This window comes from Sphingorhabdus sp. SMR4y (assembly GCF_002218195.1).
Lineage (GTDB): Bacteria > Pseudomonadota > Alphaproteobacteria > Sphingomonadales > Sphingomonadaceae > Parasphingorhabdus.
In genome coordinates this window covers 3,275,505-3,289,684 of sequence record NZ_CP022336.1, presented here as the reverse complement: position 1 = coordinate 3,289,684, position 14,180 = coordinate 3,275,505, and the positions used below count along the sequence as shown (strand labels likewise).

The 14,180-nt window shown below is 57.1% G+C and carries 12 protein-coding genes; 6 read left to right on the top strand and 6 right to left on the bottom strand.

Annotated elements, in window-relative coordinates; all coding sequences use genetic code 11:
* The first annotated feature begins 13 nt into the window (after window positions 1–13).
* Window positions 14–1,411: an alkaline phosphatase PhoX gene (locus SPHFLASMR4Y_RS15860; RefSeq protein WP_089134414.1), complete on the top strand. Its 1,398-nt coding sequence runs from the start codon at window positions 14–16 to the stop codon at window positions 1,409–1,411.
* 17 nt (window positions 1,412–1,428) lie between these two features.
* On the opposite strand, the gene SPHFLASMR4Y_RS15855 is transcribed toward SPHFLASMR4Y_RS15860, so the two are convergent.
* Window positions 1,429–2,100 (bottom strand): TrmH family RNA methyltransferase, encoded by a 672-nt coding sequence (locus SPHFLASMR4Y_RS15855; RefSeq protein ID WP_089134413.1) that lies wholly within the window; start codon window positions 2,098–2,100, stop codon window positions 1,429–1,431.
* Window positions 2,101–3,264 carry an isovaleryl-CoA dehydrogenase gene (locus SPHFLASMR4Y_RS15850; RefSeq protein WP_089134412.1) on the bottom strand — a complete coding sequence of 388 codons (1,164 nt, stop codon included), beginning with the start codon at window positions 3,262–3,264 and terminating at the stop codon, window positions 2,101–2,103.
* A 175-nt stretch (window positions 3,265–3,439) separates the two neighbouring features.
* On the opposite strand from SPHFLASMR4Y_RS15850, the gene SPHFLASMR4Y_RS15845 reads away from it, so the two are divergent.
* Complete coding sequence (locus SPHFLASMR4Y_RS15845) at window positions 3,440–4,477, top strand: quinone-dependent dihydroorotate dehydrogenase (protein ID WP_089134411.1); 1,038 nt, start codon at window positions 3,440–3,442, stop codon at window positions 4,475–4,477.
* Window positions 4,478–4,492: 15 nt separating this feature from the next.
* Here SPHFLASMR4Y_RS15845 and SPHFLASMR4Y_RS15840 read toward each other — a convergent pair whose 3' ends face one another.
* A complete protein-coding gene (locus SPHFLASMR4Y_RS15840; protein WP_260807004.1) occupies window positions 4,493–6,319 on the bottom strand; it encodes a gamma-glutamyltransferase family protein in 1,827 nt (608 codons plus the stop codon).
* 155 nt (window positions 6,320–6,474) lie between these two features.
* Here SPHFLASMR4Y_RS15840 and SPHFLASMR4Y_RS15835 point away from each other — a divergent pair, with 155 nt between their 5' ends.
* Complete coding sequence (locus tag SPHFLASMR4Y_RS15835; protein WP_089134945.1) at window positions 6,475–8,232, top strand: AMP-dependent synthetase/ligase; 1,758 nt, start codon at window positions 6,475–6,477, stop codon at window positions 8,230–8,232.
* A gap of 76 nt (window positions 8,233–8,308) precedes the next feature.
* On the opposite strand, the gene SPHFLASMR4Y_RS15830 is transcribed toward SPHFLASMR4Y_RS15835, so the two are convergent.
* Entirely contained in the window at window positions 8,309–10,753 is a 2,445-nt protein-coding gene (locus SPHFLASMR4Y_RS15830; protein ID WP_186265976.1) for a hypothetical protein, read from the bottom strand.
* A gap of 645 nt (window positions 10,754–11,398) precedes the next feature.
* On the opposite strand from SPHFLASMR4Y_RS15830, the gene SPHFLASMR4Y_RS15820 reads away from it, so the two are divergent.
* The 3 genes from SPHFLASMR4Y_RS15820 (at window position 11,399) to SPHFLASMR4Y_RS15810 (ending at window position 12,714) form a co-directional block, all read left to right on the top strand.
* Window positions 11,399–12,019, top strand: coding sequence for an extensin family protein (locus SPHFLASMR4Y_RS15820; RefSeq protein WP_089134408.1), 621 nt, complete (start codon window positions 11,399–11,401; stop codon window positions 12,017–12,019).
* Between the two features lie 29 nt (window positions 12,020–12,048).
* Complete coding sequence (locus tag SPHFLASMR4Y_RS15815) at window positions 12,049–12,363, top strand: antibiotic biosynthesis monooxygenase family protein (protein ID WP_089134407.1); 315 nt, start codon at window positions 12,049–12,051, stop codon at window positions 12,361–12,363.
* Between the two features lie 93 nt (window positions 12,364–12,456).
* Complete coding sequence (locus SPHFLASMR4Y_RS15810) at window positions 12,457–12,714, top strand: DUF2171 domain-containing protein (RefSeq protein WP_089134406.1); 258 nt, start codon at window positions 12,457–12,459, stop codon at window positions 12,712–12,714.
* Between the two features lie 148 nt (window positions 12,715–12,862).
* Here the strand turns inward: SPHFLASMR4Y_RS15810 and SPHFLASMR4Y_RS15805 are convergent, their stop codons facing one another.
* On the bottom strand, window positions 12,863–13,285 hold the full coding sequence (locus SPHFLASMR4Y_RS15805; RefSeq protein WP_145955572.1) for a hypothetical protein: 423 nt from the start codon (window positions 13,283–13,285) through the stop codon (window positions 12,863–12,865).
* Window positions 13,286–13,366: 81 nt separating this feature from the next.
* A complete protein-coding gene (gene gloB, locus SPHFLASMR4Y_RS15800; RefSeq protein ID WP_089134404.1) occupies window positions 13,367–14,089 on the bottom strand; it encodes a hydroxyacylglutathione hydrolase in 723 nt (240 codons plus the stop codon).
* Window positions 14,090–14,180 lie beyond the last annotated feature (91 nt).

Genomic DNA, 14,180 nt, shown 5'->3' with positions numbered 1-14,180 from the left:
GGAAGATTGAACGATGACCTTATCCAGAAGAGATTTTATCCGCTCCGCGCAGGCTGTAGGTTTGTTCTATGCCTCCGTATCGCTGGCCGGATGCGCCCGCGCGCACAGCGCCAACCGCGCGTTCAGCCTGCTTCCCGATCCGGCCAGGCGCCTCGATCTGCCCGAAGGCTTTTCCTATACATTGATCAGTGAAGCGGGCGGGATGATGTCCGACGGCTTCTACCGCCCCGGCCGTCCCGACGGCATGGCCTGTTTCGCCCATCCCGATGACAGCGACAAATGCATTTTGATGCGCAATCATGAAAACTGGAACAGCATTCCGGTCGGCAGCCCGTTCGGCAAGGGCAATGAATTGCTCGACCGGGTTTCCGACAGCCAGCTCTACGACCGCAAAAAAGACGGCTCGCCCTTTTTCGGTGGCGTGAGCAAGGTGGTCTACGATCTGAAGCACAAACGCATGGAGCGGGATTTTCTGGTGCTGACCGGTACCGCGGCCAATTGCGCCGGCGGCCCGACACCGTGGGGCAGCTGGCTCAGCTGCGAAGAAGAAATGCTCAAGCCCGAAGAGGGCCCGGGCAAATATCACGGCTTTGTCTTCGAAACCCCGTCCAGCGCGACCGGCCTGATCGACGCAATCCCGCTGAAAGCCATGGGCCGCTTCGCGCATGAAGCCGCCTCGGTCGACCCGAAAACCGGCATTGTCTATATGACCGAAGACGCGCGCGACGGCCTGTTCTATCGCTTCATTCCCAATGTCCGCGGCGAACTTGAGAAAGGCGGGCGCCTGCAGGCGCTGGCGCTTACCAACCGGAAATCCGCCGTGACATCCAACTGGCCCGAGGACTGGGGCGGCAATGCAACGGAACCCTTTGCTGTCGGGCAGGACCATGTCGTCGAGTGGATCGATCTGGAAGATGTCGAGGCGCCGGACGGCGATCTGGCCAAACGCGGTCATGCGGCGGGTGCTGCCCGGTTCATGCGCGGCGAAGGGCTGGACTATGCGCTGCGCACCGATGGCACGACCGGCGATTTCTATTTCACCTGCACCGAAGGCGGCGCGCAGCGCGTCGGCCAGATCTGGCGCTACACGCCGGACGAAGGCGCAGAAGCAGGCGGTACGTTGCAGCTGTTCTTCGAATCCACCAACGCCGATTCCCTCGACATGTGCGACAATCTGGTGGTCGCGCCGTGGAATGATATCATCCTCTGCGAAGACGGGCGCGGCGACCAATATCTGCGCGGCCTGACGCCCGATGGCAAAATCTACGACATTGCCCGCAACGCACACAAGGACCGCAGCGAATTCTGCGGCGCCTGTTTCTCGCCCGACGGCACGACCCTGTTCGTCAATGTGCAGGAGCCGGGCTATACCTATGCGATCACCGGGCCATGGGAGACCCTGCGGGTCTGATATCGGTGATAGGCTCTTTAGCCACCTTCAGAGGCTATAACCGTCGGCAAGGGATTGGCACGCTCACCACGTTTGTCCCTTTTCCTGTATTTGCTCTGATACTCACGCCTCTGTTTGGCAATTTCATAGAACACGATTCCCGATGACGTTCCAAGGTTAAGACTCTCAATCATCCCAAACATCGGGATCGCGACACACATATCACTCCTTTGGATTGCCAAATCGCTGATTCCGCGCTTTTCATTCCCGAACCAGACCGCAAGTTTTGCATGTTCAGTGAATTTTCCTTCATGGAGATAAACATTAGCCATGCCTTTCACATGAGGCGAGGTGACGATCGAATGAAAGTTTTTCCGCTCCAAATGGTTGAAACAATCTTCAGTCGTATCAAACCGCTTTACAAAGCTCCACTTAACCGCCGAAACCGATGTCTTGGACAGTGACTTGTTTTCTCTCATGTCCTGCCAATCATCCGGCAACGCCTTTCGAGGATCGACAATGTAGACCTTCTCAACACCGAGCGCGTTCACGTTCCGAATGACGGTGCCAATGTTTTTGATGTTCGAAGGATCTTCGATCACCGCAATCAAATTTTTGCAGACAAAAGGTTTGATCGCATCGGCACGCGCACGGACAGATGGTTTGGAACGTTCGTCCGTACCGGTCTTATCTTCTCCAGTTTCGCTCATCTATCCCGCCCCGATCAATTCCCGTCCGATCAGCATCCGGCGGATTTCATTTGTGCCCGCGCCGATGTCGAGCAGCTTGCTGTCCCGCCAGTAGCGCTCGACCGGCCAGTCGGTGGTATAGCCGGCGCCGCCCAGCGCCTGCACCGATTCCTCGGCCACCCGCACGCTGCATTCGGAGGCATAGAGCACCGCGCCCGCAGCATCAAAGCGTGTCGTCTGTCCGGCGTCGCAGGCCTTGTTGACATTATAGACATAGCTGCGCGCGCTGTTCAGGCGCACATACATGTCGGCGACCTTGCCCTGCATCAGCTGGAACGTGCCGATCGGCTTGCCGAACTGCTTGCGCTCGCGAACATAGGGGATGACCGTGTCGAGACAGGCCTGCATCAGCCCGAGCGGGATCGCGGCCAGCACCGCGCGCTCGTAATCGAGGCCGGACATCAGAACCCCGACGCCGCCGTTGATCGGGCCCATGACATTTTCTTCCGGCACTTCGCAGTCGTCGAATACCAGTTCGGCGGTCGGGCTGCCCTTCATCCCGACCTTTTCGATCTTCTGTCCGATGGAAAAACCCTTCATGCCCTTTTCGATCAAGAAGGCGGTGATCCCGCCCGACCCCGCATCGGGACGGGTCTTCGCATAGACGACCAATGTGTCGGCATCGGTGCTGTTGGTGATCCAGAATTTGGTGCCGTTGAGCACATAGCCGCCCTGCACCGCTTCGGCCTTCAGCTTCATCGACACCACGTCGCTGCCCGCACCCGCCTCCGACATCGCCAGCGAACCGACATGCTCGCCCGAGATCAGTTTCGGCAGATATTTGGCCTTCTGCTCCGGACTGGCCCAGCGACGGATCTGGTTGACGCACAGGTTGCTGTGCGCGCCATAGCTGAGGCCAAGCGCCGCGCTGCCGCGGCTGACTTCCTCGACCGCGATTGCATGTTCCAGATAGCCGAGACCGAGGCCGCCGTCTTCCTCGTCCACCGTGATGCCGTGCAGACCGAGGTCGCCCATTTGCGTCCATAGCTCACGCGGAAACCAGTCTTCGCGGTCCATTTTCTGGGCCAGCGGCATGATCTTCTCTTCGGCAAAACGGCGGGTGGTGTCGCGGATCTGGTCGGCCATTTCGCCGAGCTGAAAGTCAAATTGCGGGGTGGCGATCATCGGATATTCCTCAATGTTTTTCTGAGAGCCGTGTAGCAGATAATATCGGCGTTTCCAGTCCCGTGCTCCGCACTTGATGCGGAGCTCTAGAGAGATTGCGCTACCGCCGCCAAAAGCTCCGCATCAAGTGCGGAGCACCATTGCGCAGTAACCTGTCCAGTGCCATAGCCCCACCATGCTCTACAATCTCGCAAAACCCTTCATCTTCGCGCTCGAAGCCGAGCGCGCGCACGGTCTCACCATTGCCGGTCTGAAGACCGTCCCCATGGGCCCTGCCCCCAAGTCCGACCCGGTTCTGGCCACCCGCGTCGCCGGTCTCGACTTCGTCAATCCGATCGGCATGGCCCCCGGTTTCGACAAGAATGGCGAAGTGCCCGACGCGCTGATCCGCATGGGTTTCGGTTTTGCCGAGGTCGGCACGCTGACCCCGCTGCCGCAGGCGGGCAATCCGAAACCGCGCATCTTCCGGCTGGTCGAGGACAAGGCGGTGATCAACCGGCTCGGCTTCAACAATCGCGGCCAGCAGGAAGCCCTGCCCCGCCTGAAAAAGATGCGCGGGCGGATGGGCCAAGGCGTCCTCGGCATCAATATCGGCGCCAACAAGGACAGCGACGACCGGATCGCCGACTATGTCACCGGCGCGAAGAACATGGCGCCGCTGGCCGACTATCTAACGGTCAATATCAGCTCGCCCAACACGCCGGGCCTGCGCGCGCTGCAGGACAAGGGCGCGCTGGCCGAACTGCTCGCCGCGGTGATGGACGCGATGGGCAAGTCAAAAACCCCGGTCTTCCTGAAGGTCGCCCCCGATCTCGAACCGGCAGATATCGACGACATCGTCGATGTCGCCATGGAGCAGAAGATTGCCGCGCTGATCATTTCCAACACCACCATCACCCGGCCCGACCTGAAGTCGGCCAACCAGTCGGAAACAGGCGGTCTCTCCGGCGCACCGCTCAAGAGCCTCGCGCTGCAACGGCTGAAGGATTTCCGCAAGGCCAGCGGCGGGAAAGTCCCGCTGATCGGCGTCGGCGGCATTGCGACGGCAGAAGATGCCTATGAACGGATCCGCGCCGGTGCGTCGCTGGTCCAGCTCTACACCGCGATGATCTACGAAGGCCCGGCCATCGCCTCAGCGTTGAACTGCCAGTTGGCCAAATTGCTCAAACAGGACGGCTTTGCCAGTATCACCGAGGCGGTCGGCACAGCTTAACGCCTGCCTGCCACGCTATTCGCCGGTTCCCACCAGCACCACGCCCTCGCGGCGCGGATCAAAGCCGCCGTCGACCTTGCCATCGCGGATGATCACGGCATGCACCCCGCTATCCTCACCCTGCCCCGGCTTCAGATCGACACCGCGTGCCGCGAGCCCCTCTGCAACGCCCGGCGCGAACTTGTCCAGCTCCCCGCCAAATCTGGGGCCCCGCGCCACCAGATTGGGCAGCGCCAGCGCCTCCTGCATCGACAGGTCCCAGTCGATCGCGCCAACCAAGGATTTCGCTACATAGGCGAGGATCGAATTGCCACCGGCTGATCCGATCGCGCCCGCAAACCGGCCATCGCTGTCGAGCAATATGGTCGGGGTCATCGACGAGCGCGGTCGCTTGCCCGGCGCAACCGCATTGGCGGCAGGCCGACCCTCTGCGTCAACCGGGCTGAAAGAGAAATCGGTCAGCTGGTTGTTAAGGAAGAAGCCGTCGACCATCCGGCCGCTGCCAAAGATCGATTCCACCGTCGTCGTGATCGACACCACATTGCCCTGGGCATCACGGACGATGAAATGGGATGTCCCGGCAGGTTCCCGCGTCCGGTCACGCGCGGCCAGCACCGCACCGCGCGGAGTTCCCGCTTCGGGTGGAGAAGAAGCGGCACTCTTGCCGATCAAGGCCGCGCGCGAGGCGACATAGGCCGGCTCCAGCAGGCCCTTGACCGGAACCGACGCAAAGGCCGGATCACCGACATATTGATCGCGGTCGGCATACATCAGCCGGCTCGCCTCGGCGAACAGGAACCAGGCCTGCGCATCATCCGGCCCGCGCATGGCGATATCGGTATTTTCCAGCATCGCCAGCAGTTGCAACAGCGCCACCCCGCTCGACGGCGGTGGCGGCACGCAGACCAGATAGACGCGATAGGGATTGCACAGCGCCTCGCGCTTGACCGGCTTGTAACCAGCCAGATCGGCCATCGTCATCCGGCCTTCCAGCGGCGCGGCGCGTGTCTTGGCAACAATCTTCGCCGCCGTCGAGCCGCCGTAAAGCGCCTCGGGACCATTGGCCGCCAGACGCCTCACGAAGTCTGCATATTCGGGATTTTTCAGCCGGTCGCCGGTGGTCTTGCGCTCGCCATCGGCATTGGCAAAATAAGCGGTGGCATCGGGCGTGCTCAGCTGCGGAAAAGGGATTCCCAGAAAGCGGCCGAGCCGCGGGCTGATGACAAAACCCTGTTCCGCCGTCCGTTCTGCCGCCGAAAACAGGCTGCTCCAGTCGAGCGCACCATGTTCCTCATGCACCATCGCCAGCATCGCCACGGCCCCCGGCACACCGGTCGCGCGCCCGCTGGTAACCGCCTCGCGATAGCCCAGCGGCTTGCCATCGGGGCCCAGGAACATCGAAGTACTGGCCTGCGCCGGTGCGGTTTCCCGGCCGTCATAGATGGTCAGTTTGCCCGAAGCGCCATCCAGATAGGTCAGGAACGCCCCGCCACCCAAGCCGGAGCTCTGCGGTTCGACCAGCGACAGCATCGCCTGCACCGCAATCGCCGCATCAATGGCGCTGCCACCGCGTTTCAGGACATCCTGCCCGGCCTTGGCCGCCAGCGGATTGGCAGCAATGACGAACGGCACTTCCTGCTGTGGGGCGGAAGCTGCCGGTGCCGAAACTATGGCGGGTTCAGTTTGCCCGGTCGGGGCACAGGAAGCGGTGAGAAACGCTGCCGCAGCAACGATGAGACGGGATATTTTCATATAGGGCCAGGCTATAGACCAGGTCGAACGGCCCTGTCCATTGGCAGTGACGGCACCGGCACCGGCCACCATGCCGGCAACAGTTTTCACCTAAAGAATTGCCGAGCGGTTTCAACCGCGCTAGTCCTTGCGCTATGATCCAAGCCCGGAACCAATCCGGAGCGTGAGAGAGGAAATGTTGCGTGGGCCAGAAAAAGCCGAAAAACCGTTATCTTGAAATCGACCAATATCAGAATCTGGTATCGATGTTCTTTGATCGCGCCCGCCAGGGCGGTGACAAACCGTTTCTGAGCGCCAAGATTGACGGCGCGTGGCAGGCGACCAGCTGGAACGAAGCGGCCCGGCAGGTTGCGGCGCTGGCAAAGTCGCTGAAACGCATCGGTCTGAAAAAGGGCGACCGGGTAATGCTGGTCTCCGAAAACCGCCCCGAATGGTGTATCGCCGATCTCGGCATCATGGCCGCCGGCTGCATCACCGTGCCGACCTACACAACCAACACCCCAGCCGATCACCAGCATATTCTCGACAATAGCGGCGCCCATGCGGTGATCGTATCCGACATCAAGCTGGCGAAAAACCTGCTGCCCTCGGTTATCAGCTCCGCCGACGCCAATATCATCATCGGGATCAATGATCTGCGCATCGGCCAGTCAGGAGACTTCGACCTGTACAGCTGGGACAAGCTGGTTCAGGGCAGCGACGCCGACGTCGCCGAAGTGACCGAGCAGGTTTCCGGCATCACCCGCGACGAGACCGCCTGCATCATCTACACCAGCGGCACCGGCGGCAAGCCGCGCGGCGTGATGCAGCATCACGGCGCGATCCTGCACAATACCAAGGGCCCCGCCGAGGTCATCGAGACCGACTTCGGCTGGGACGAGGAAGTCTTCCTTTCCTTCCTGCCGCTCAGCCACGCCTATGAACACAGCGCCGGCCAGTTTTTCCCGATCGGTCTCGGCGCGCAGATATTCTATTCCGAAGGGCTCGAGAAGCTCGCCTCCAATATTGAGGAGGTGCGCCCGACGATCATGGTCGTCGTGCCGCGGCTGTTCGAGGTGCTGCGCGCCCGGCTGATCAAGACGGTAGAGAAACAGGGCAGGATGCCCAATTATCTGCTCGGAAAGGCGCTCGCCATTGGCGCCCGCGAAGCCGAAGGCAAGGGCCGCAAGCGCGACAAGCTGATGGACGCCTTTCTCGACAAGACGCTGCGCCCCAAGGTGCAGCAACGCTTCGGCGGACGGATCAAGGCGATGGTCTCCGGCGGCGCCCCGCTCAACCCGGAAATCGGTGTCTTTTTCCAGTCGCTCGGCCTGACCATGTTGCAGGGCTATGGCCAGACCGAATCCGGCCCGATCATCGCCTGCAACCGCCCGCGCACCGGCCTGAAAATGGACACGGTCGGCCCGCCGATGATCGACACCGAGGTCAGGATTGCCGAGGACGGCGAAATCCTCGTCCGCGGCGAACTGGTCATGCACGGCTACTGGCGCAACCAGGAAGAGACCGACAAGGTGCTCAAGGACGGCTGGCTGCACACCGGCGATATCGGCCATATCGACGAAGCCGGACGGGTTGCGATCACCGACCGCAAGAAGGACCTGATCGTCAACGACAAGGGCGACAATGTCGCGCCGCAAAAGGTCGAGGGCATGCTCACCATCCAGCCGGAAATCCTGCAGGCGATGATCGCCGGCGACAAGAAACCCTATATGGTCGGCCTGATCGTCCCCGACCCCGAATGGGCACTGGAATGGTCCCGCGAGCAGGGCATGGCCTATGATTTCATCAAGCTGCAGGCCAACCCGGCCTTCAAGGCCGCGGTGCGCGAAGCGGTAGACCGGGTCAACAAGGACCTCTCGGTGATCGAAAAAGTCCGCCGCTTCGAATTTGCCGACGAACCCTTTGCGATCGAGAATGAGGAGCTGACCCCGAGCATGAAGATAAGGCGGCATGTTATAAGGGAGCGCTATCAGGAGCGGTTGGACGGGTTGTATAAGAAGTAGTGGGGTGGCGAGAGTCAAGTCAATTGGGTGAACTGTACCTTTGATAGAAAAACCAGCACCGATATTTGCTAGAACACTAACGTCCCAGCGCTCTCTCTACAGACGCAAAAGAATGCCGTTGAGAATCTAGAACTGAGATAAAGTCATAGTAATTGACATCAAATGCAGCTTCTTGCCAGACTGTTTCTAGATAACTTTTAAACGCCGTGGCTCGATTATAGCGATCTACTATCACCAAGGAATTAATGTCTTCAAAGACTATTTTTCTAATCGCTTCATCAAAAATTGGTGTGTCTATTGAAACGGCATCTATAAAGGAAAAAGAACCTGCCCAAAATCTAGTGTGGTAGGTTCCTATTGAGGTCGCTCGAAAAAAATACTCATCAGGAAGAACTGAGGATACCACAGGGATTTCGCGATAATGAGCATGTGGAGTTTCTATCAACCGCTTTACGGCCAAGTTCTGTAATGATTTTCTAGTGCTTTCTTCGTCGAACCCCAGCCGAGACATTTCAGCGATAATTGATTTAGCGCCTATGAATCCATCATTATCCTTGATTCCAAGACCCGATGCCAAGTAGCCAATTATCAAACAACTGATAAAGTGTTCTCTTGGATTACCAGCAAAAATATCAAAAATATTGCATGCTACATACGAAGAGGTTGGATTGAAGTGGGCGTATTCCCCTAGCAATGCGTGCTTAGTGAACTCATGTAACGGAACTTTGTAGTTACCTGTTTGGTCTTCAATTCTAACTATTCTCTCAGATTCTACGTTAGGACTCCCAAAAAAACTTGTAATCATTTCAATAACTAACCTAGTATTTCCTCCAGTAATATTAGTCAAAAACGTGCGGATTTCTTTATTGGATTTAATGGAGCGTAAAGTTGCTCTCAAAAAGGAAGCGATGCTACCAACGTTCAACCGCACCCCTTCGAGTGCAATCGGTGCGATTTTTCCTTCTGCGACGTTCAACGAAAATTGCAGACGCCTTTTGATTACCTCGTCCGCAGGAGGCGGGGAGATCGACAAGATACTATTCTGGTAACCGGAAAGCGCCCCTTTTAACTTCGATTCATAAAAAGTTGCCGGACGAAGCGCAACGAACACTAGCGCGGTTCTATATGACGCAATTTCTTGCGCGATTAAAAAAGCTTCTTGCTGAATCTCAAACGCCCTTTGGTCGGCATTATCGATAACTAACATTATCTGACGACCCAATTTGTCTGCAATATACGTAAGTGAAGCTTTTAAATGCTGATCCAATTTATCGATTTTTGCTTTGAGAAATGCTATTTTGCCTTTTTCGTAGCCAACTGCATCAATATCTTTCAACCTGCCTTCAATACTGTTGTCATACTCTGCAAAATCATCTTCATAGACCGATTCTACAAGATCGTTATTATTTATATCGATCAAATAATTTTTCTTCAATAACTTTGGAATTTCATCTAGAATAAACGATTTTACGTTCTCAGACAACGTTGCACCTTCACCTAAATTTATGTGTATGTAACATGTTTCTTTTTTGTCATCTTCATTAAGTTTTTCAAATAAATTCTCAAAGAACGACGTTTTTCCAACTCCAACATCACCAATTACAACAATTGGGCGATGCTTACTTGTGTTAGATGCCAATTTATCATTAATTTTTATTCGGCCATCTTCAACCGAGGCAACCATTGATGCGGGGTTATCACTGTCGTCTGCTACGCGTCGATAACGCGCCGCGATGATATTTTTGCTTAACAATAAGTGGCGATTGTTCGCAGCCAAATCTACATAGCAATTTTCGTAAAACTCAGATTTGATGTCAGGGTTTCCCTCGATATCCTCGAGTAAAACAGATGCTAGAGAACTTAAATTTTGCTGAAAATCCGTACGATAGCGGTGAGCATAGGGATCCGCGAGATTAGTTGAAGCTTTGGACGGAAGTCTCATGTTTCGTTCAAGCGCTAATTGACGATAAGCCCGATTTTCAAGCACCCCTTCGGGAGAAAGAAGATCCCAAAGCAACGTAAAACGCTGGAGATAATGTTTAAACCCATCAAAAACAAAGCAATCACCGTCAAGCGGCGACCGAGATTGGATGGCGGAGTGAAAAACGACTAATTGAGGGCCATTGCAGACAATAGCTAGTTGTGCACCATTAAGTGCGCAATATTGAATCACTTGCACACACGTTTCTTTGAGTACCCTGCACTTATCGACAAGTGGCCTGATGCTTCTTGCTTTTGAATGATCTTTGATGGGAGGAAACTGAAAGTCTCTTGATTCTCGCTTTGCCTCGAGAACCGCTTTTACCGGGCTGCCGAGAATATAGTCGGCCTTACCGTGCGCATCATCAGTAACTTCCACTTCTAAATACGGGTGTTCCCAACCCAAGCATTCCAGCAAAAGTCGATCCACAAATTGGAACCGATTCTGAGCTTCATTCCAATAAGAACTGTCGTCGGGAAATTGCTCGATAATTTTTTTTAGGTTGTCGTAGCCAACGTTCATTTCAAATTTTGCTTGCATGTGGCCATCCCGTTTCGCTCAACAGTACTATAACCACATAATAGAACGCCCCGGCAAATTGTAATTTGCCGGGGCGTGAATTTGAGTCCTCCATAAAGTTAGTTGGATTACATTAGTTAGCTAACTTGAACATGCATATGTCATGCCAACAAAGTGTCCATTACATTTCAATCCCTTAAATTTCCTCTGACTAGAAGACACCTTAAGATGTGGGGTAATTTGCCAAATATTGGTACAATGCAGTCGCGGCATACAAAATGCGCCTTTTCCTGGTCGTTCGAAAGAAGGGTAAAGGGCTGCCGGACGTCGATGGCACAGCGCCCCATCAGCGGAACACCCTCATCCAACTGCGCTTAGCCGCCTTCGCCAAGGCTTCGGCGGCAAGGCTTCGTATCCTTCTCCCTCACGGGAGAAGGGGAATAATCGCTTTGCGGCTTCGTGGCTTCGTGTGAGTCCGATGGGCGCAGGGTCCCGGCAAGCAGCACAAGACGGGAACTTTTTCCTCTCGCGACGGTTAAACAGGACATCCCCAACACCCGCGCGCCCTGAACAGGATTTTCGACCATCTCCTTCCGGATCATCTTTCTTATCATCCTTCTGGCGCTGCTCCTGCGCGGCTATGAATGGATCAGCCACGACCACCGCATGCCCTGGACGCCGCTGTCGCTGGCCGATCCGGTCGGGCCGTTTACCACCCGCAAGATCGATGCGCTCGCCGACGATACGCCGCAATGCCACGGCCTGCTCGAAGCCGCTTCGATAGGCTATAGCGCCCTGCCCCCGGTCAGCGCCGGGCCGAATTGCGGCTATGCCAATGGCGTCACCCTGACCCGGAACCAGCCGCGATCCATCACCTATAGCCCCGCCGCGAAGGCCAGCTGCCCGATGGCGGCCAGTCTGGTGCTGTGGGAAAATCAGATCGTCAAAGCCGCGGCCCGCGAACATCTCGGCACCACGGTCGCGCAGATCATCACCTATGGCAGCTACAGCTGCCGGCGGATTTGCGGCGGCGAGAGCGGCAATTTCAGCGAACATGCGACCGCCAATGCGATCGACATCGCCGCCTTCCGCCTCGCCGACGGGCGCAGCGTCTCGGTCGCCGGCCACTGGGACGCGGATGACGAACGATCGCGCTTTCTCAAGGCGGTCCGCGACGGCGCCTGCGATATTTTCGCAACCACCCTGTCGCCGGATTATAACAAGGCCCATGCCGACCATCTGCATTTCGACCAGGCCCGGCGCGGCGGCTACCAATATTGCCGCTAGCAACCGGCAAGCACAGAGGAGAAGAGACCATGTTCGTTGCAGCCTATTGGTGGAAAGTCCATCCCGGCAAGGAGGAGCAGTTCCGCACCGCCTGGCGGCGCGGCACCGGGCTGATCCGGGAGAAATATGGCAGCCTCGGCTCCCGCCTCCACCGCGACCGGGAGGGCCGCTTCATCGGCGTTGCCGAATGGCCGGACGAGGCGACCTGGCAAAAGGCCTATGATGCGAAAATGGCCTATGACGACCCGGACACCCGCGCCGCCTTTATCGACGCGATCGCCGATACCGCCGACAAACCGTTGCTGCTGATGGAAGTGACCGACGACCTGCTCGACCGCGACTAGCGCCTTTCTCCCGCTACTTCTTCCGCTTATTCCGGAACAGGATCGTCCGCCGCACGTTGGTTGACCAGAAACACAACAGCAAAGGAGATTCAGATGTTTGATAAAAGCCAGATTCAGGAACATATGGAAGTCATCGGCGCGGACGGCGTGCACGTCGGCACCGTCGACCATCTCGACGACAGCGGCGAGCGGATCAAGCTGACCAAGCATGACAGCCCGCAGACCGAGGGCGGCAAAGGCGCCTCCCATCATTATCTGCCGATCGGTCTGGTAGCCGAAGCCGAGGGCAACACGCTGCGCCTCTCCGCCACCGGCGAAAATGCGGCCAATATGTTCGAGGAAGACAGCTAGGCCAGCCCCCTTCCCCGCAAGTGCGGCGTAGCGGACGGACGCCCGCCTGATCACAGCCGGATGAGCAGGAGATGGATTGCGGGGCAGAACAAACCCGCAGGAGCATCCCCTCGTCCGGCTTTAAACGGCCTTGGTAATCAGCGGCTGGCTATTTTGAACCGACCGAGAGATCTTTGGTATAAGGGACAAAATCGCCAAAGGTACAGCTGCCCATGGTGGCGCCGCTCATATTGTCGATCAGCTGGATAATCTCTCCCGAACAGAGCGAACTGGTGGTGCGCCGGTAAGACATTATATAGCGGTCCGCGCCCCGGCATCCACCGGGCGGCTTGTTGATGTAGATGGTTTTCGCATTGCGACGGGAGGAGAAGACCAGGATATCATCGCTGATCACCGTCATGTTGCGCTGATCGTTGCGGTTGATGCAGGATTCCGCCTTGCGCGGGCTCCGCCCGTCTAGAAATTTGTCCAGCTTCGCCTGCTGTTTGTCGGTGAGCTCGATCTTTTCCCCGCCGGTCGCGGGCGCGGCAAGCAGCATCGCCGCAGGAATGGCTAAAAGCAGTTTTTTCATGATCCGTCTCCTGTTGTCGATCCCCATCGACGCGCTTTATACCAGACTTCCGGCTGAACCGGGGCTGAAACAGTCGGGGATTCAGAAATTATCCTTGGCAGTGCGCCTTGCGGCCAGCTCCGCTGCCGAGGCCGCCCGCATGAACGGATTGGTGGCACGCTCCTGCCGGATCGTCGTCGGCACCGTCGCCTCGCCCCGCTCGCGCAAGGTCAGCACCTCGGCCATCCGTTCTTTCAGCGCGAGATTGTCGGGCTCGGCGACCAGCGCATATTCGCCATTGGCCTGGGTATATTCATGCGCGCAGTAGATTTTGGTCGCATCCGGCAGCGCTTCGAGTTTGCGCATATTGTCGTACATTTGCTCGGCCGTGCCTTCGAACAGGCGTCCGCAGCCCATGGCGAATAGCGTATCGCCGACAAAGGCGACTTTTTCCGACGCAATGTGAAAGGCGATATGGCCGGCGGTGTGGGCCGGAACGTCGATGACATCGGCCGTCACCTCTCCCAATTTTACCGTATCGCCCTCCTTGACCATCACATCGAGGGTCGGGATCCGCTCCTGCTCTGCTTCCGGGCCGGTAATCCGGCAGCCGGTGGCTTCCTTGATCGCGGCATTGCCGCCGGTATGGTCGGGGTGCCAGTGGGTATTCCAGATCTGGGTGATTTTCCAGCCGCGCTTTTCCGCCTCGGCCAGCACCGGTTCGGCGACCGCCGGGTCGACGACCATCGTCTCCTGCGATTCCGGCTCGTGGACCAGCCAGACATAATTGTCGGACAATACGGCTATTCGGATGATTTCTAGCATGGCGTCAAATTACTCCGCAAATTTTATAGTGTCGATGTTTAACCGCAAAATAAGAGTTTTAACCTAATCGACTGGCCTCTGCAGCAGTGAT

Excerpts from the sequence above, each read along its gene's own strand:
- SPHFLASMR4Y_RS15860 (WP_089134414.1), top strand. The coding sequence starts at position 14 with ATGACCTTATCCAGAAGAGATTTTATCCGCTCCGCGCAGGCTGTAGGT.
- SPHFLASMR4Y_RS15855 (WP_089134413.1), bottom strand. The coding sequence starts at position 2,100 with ATGAGCGAAACTGGAGAAGATAAGACCGGTACGGACGAACGTTCCAAA.
- SPHFLASMR4Y_RS15850 (WP_089134412.1), bottom strand. The coding sequence starts at position 3,264 with ATGATCGCCACCCCGCAATTTGACTTTCAGCTCGGCGAAATGGCCGAC.
- SPHFLASMR4Y_RS15845 (WP_089134411.1), top strand. The coding sequence starts at position 3,440 with ATGCTCTACAATCTCGCAAAACCCTTCATCTTCGCGCTCGAAGCCGAG.
- SPHFLASMR4Y_RS15835 (WP_089134945.1), top strand. The coding sequence starts at position 6,475 with ATGTTCTTTGATCGCGCCCGCCAGGGCGGTGACAAACCGTTTCTGAGC.
- SPHFLASMR4Y_RS15830 (WP_186265976.1), bottom strand. The coding sequence starts at position 10,753 with ATGCAAGCAAAATTTGAAATGAACGTTGGCTACGACAACCTAAAAAAA.
- SPHFLASMR4Y_RS15820 (WP_089134408.1), top strand. The coding sequence starts at position 11,399 with ATGCCCTGGACGCCGCTGTCGCTGGCCGATCCGGTCGGGCCGTTTACC.
- SPHFLASMR4Y_RS15815 (WP_089134407.1), top strand. The coding sequence starts at position 12,049 with ATGTTCGTTGCAGCCTATTGGTGGAAAGTCCATCCCGGCAAGGAGGAG.
- SPHFLASMR4Y_RS15810 (WP_089134406.1), top strand. The coding sequence starts at position 12,457 with ATGTTTGATAAAAGCCAGATTCAGGAACATATGGAAGTCATCGGCGCG.
- SPHFLASMR4Y_RS15805 (WP_145955572.1), bottom strand. The coding sequence starts at position 13,285 with ATGAAAAAACTGCTTTTAGCCATTCCTGCGGCGATGCTGCTTGCCGCG.
- gloB (WP_089134404.1), bottom strand. The coding sequence starts at position 14,089 with ATGCTAGAAATCATCCGAATAGCCGTATTGTCCGACAATTATGTCTGG.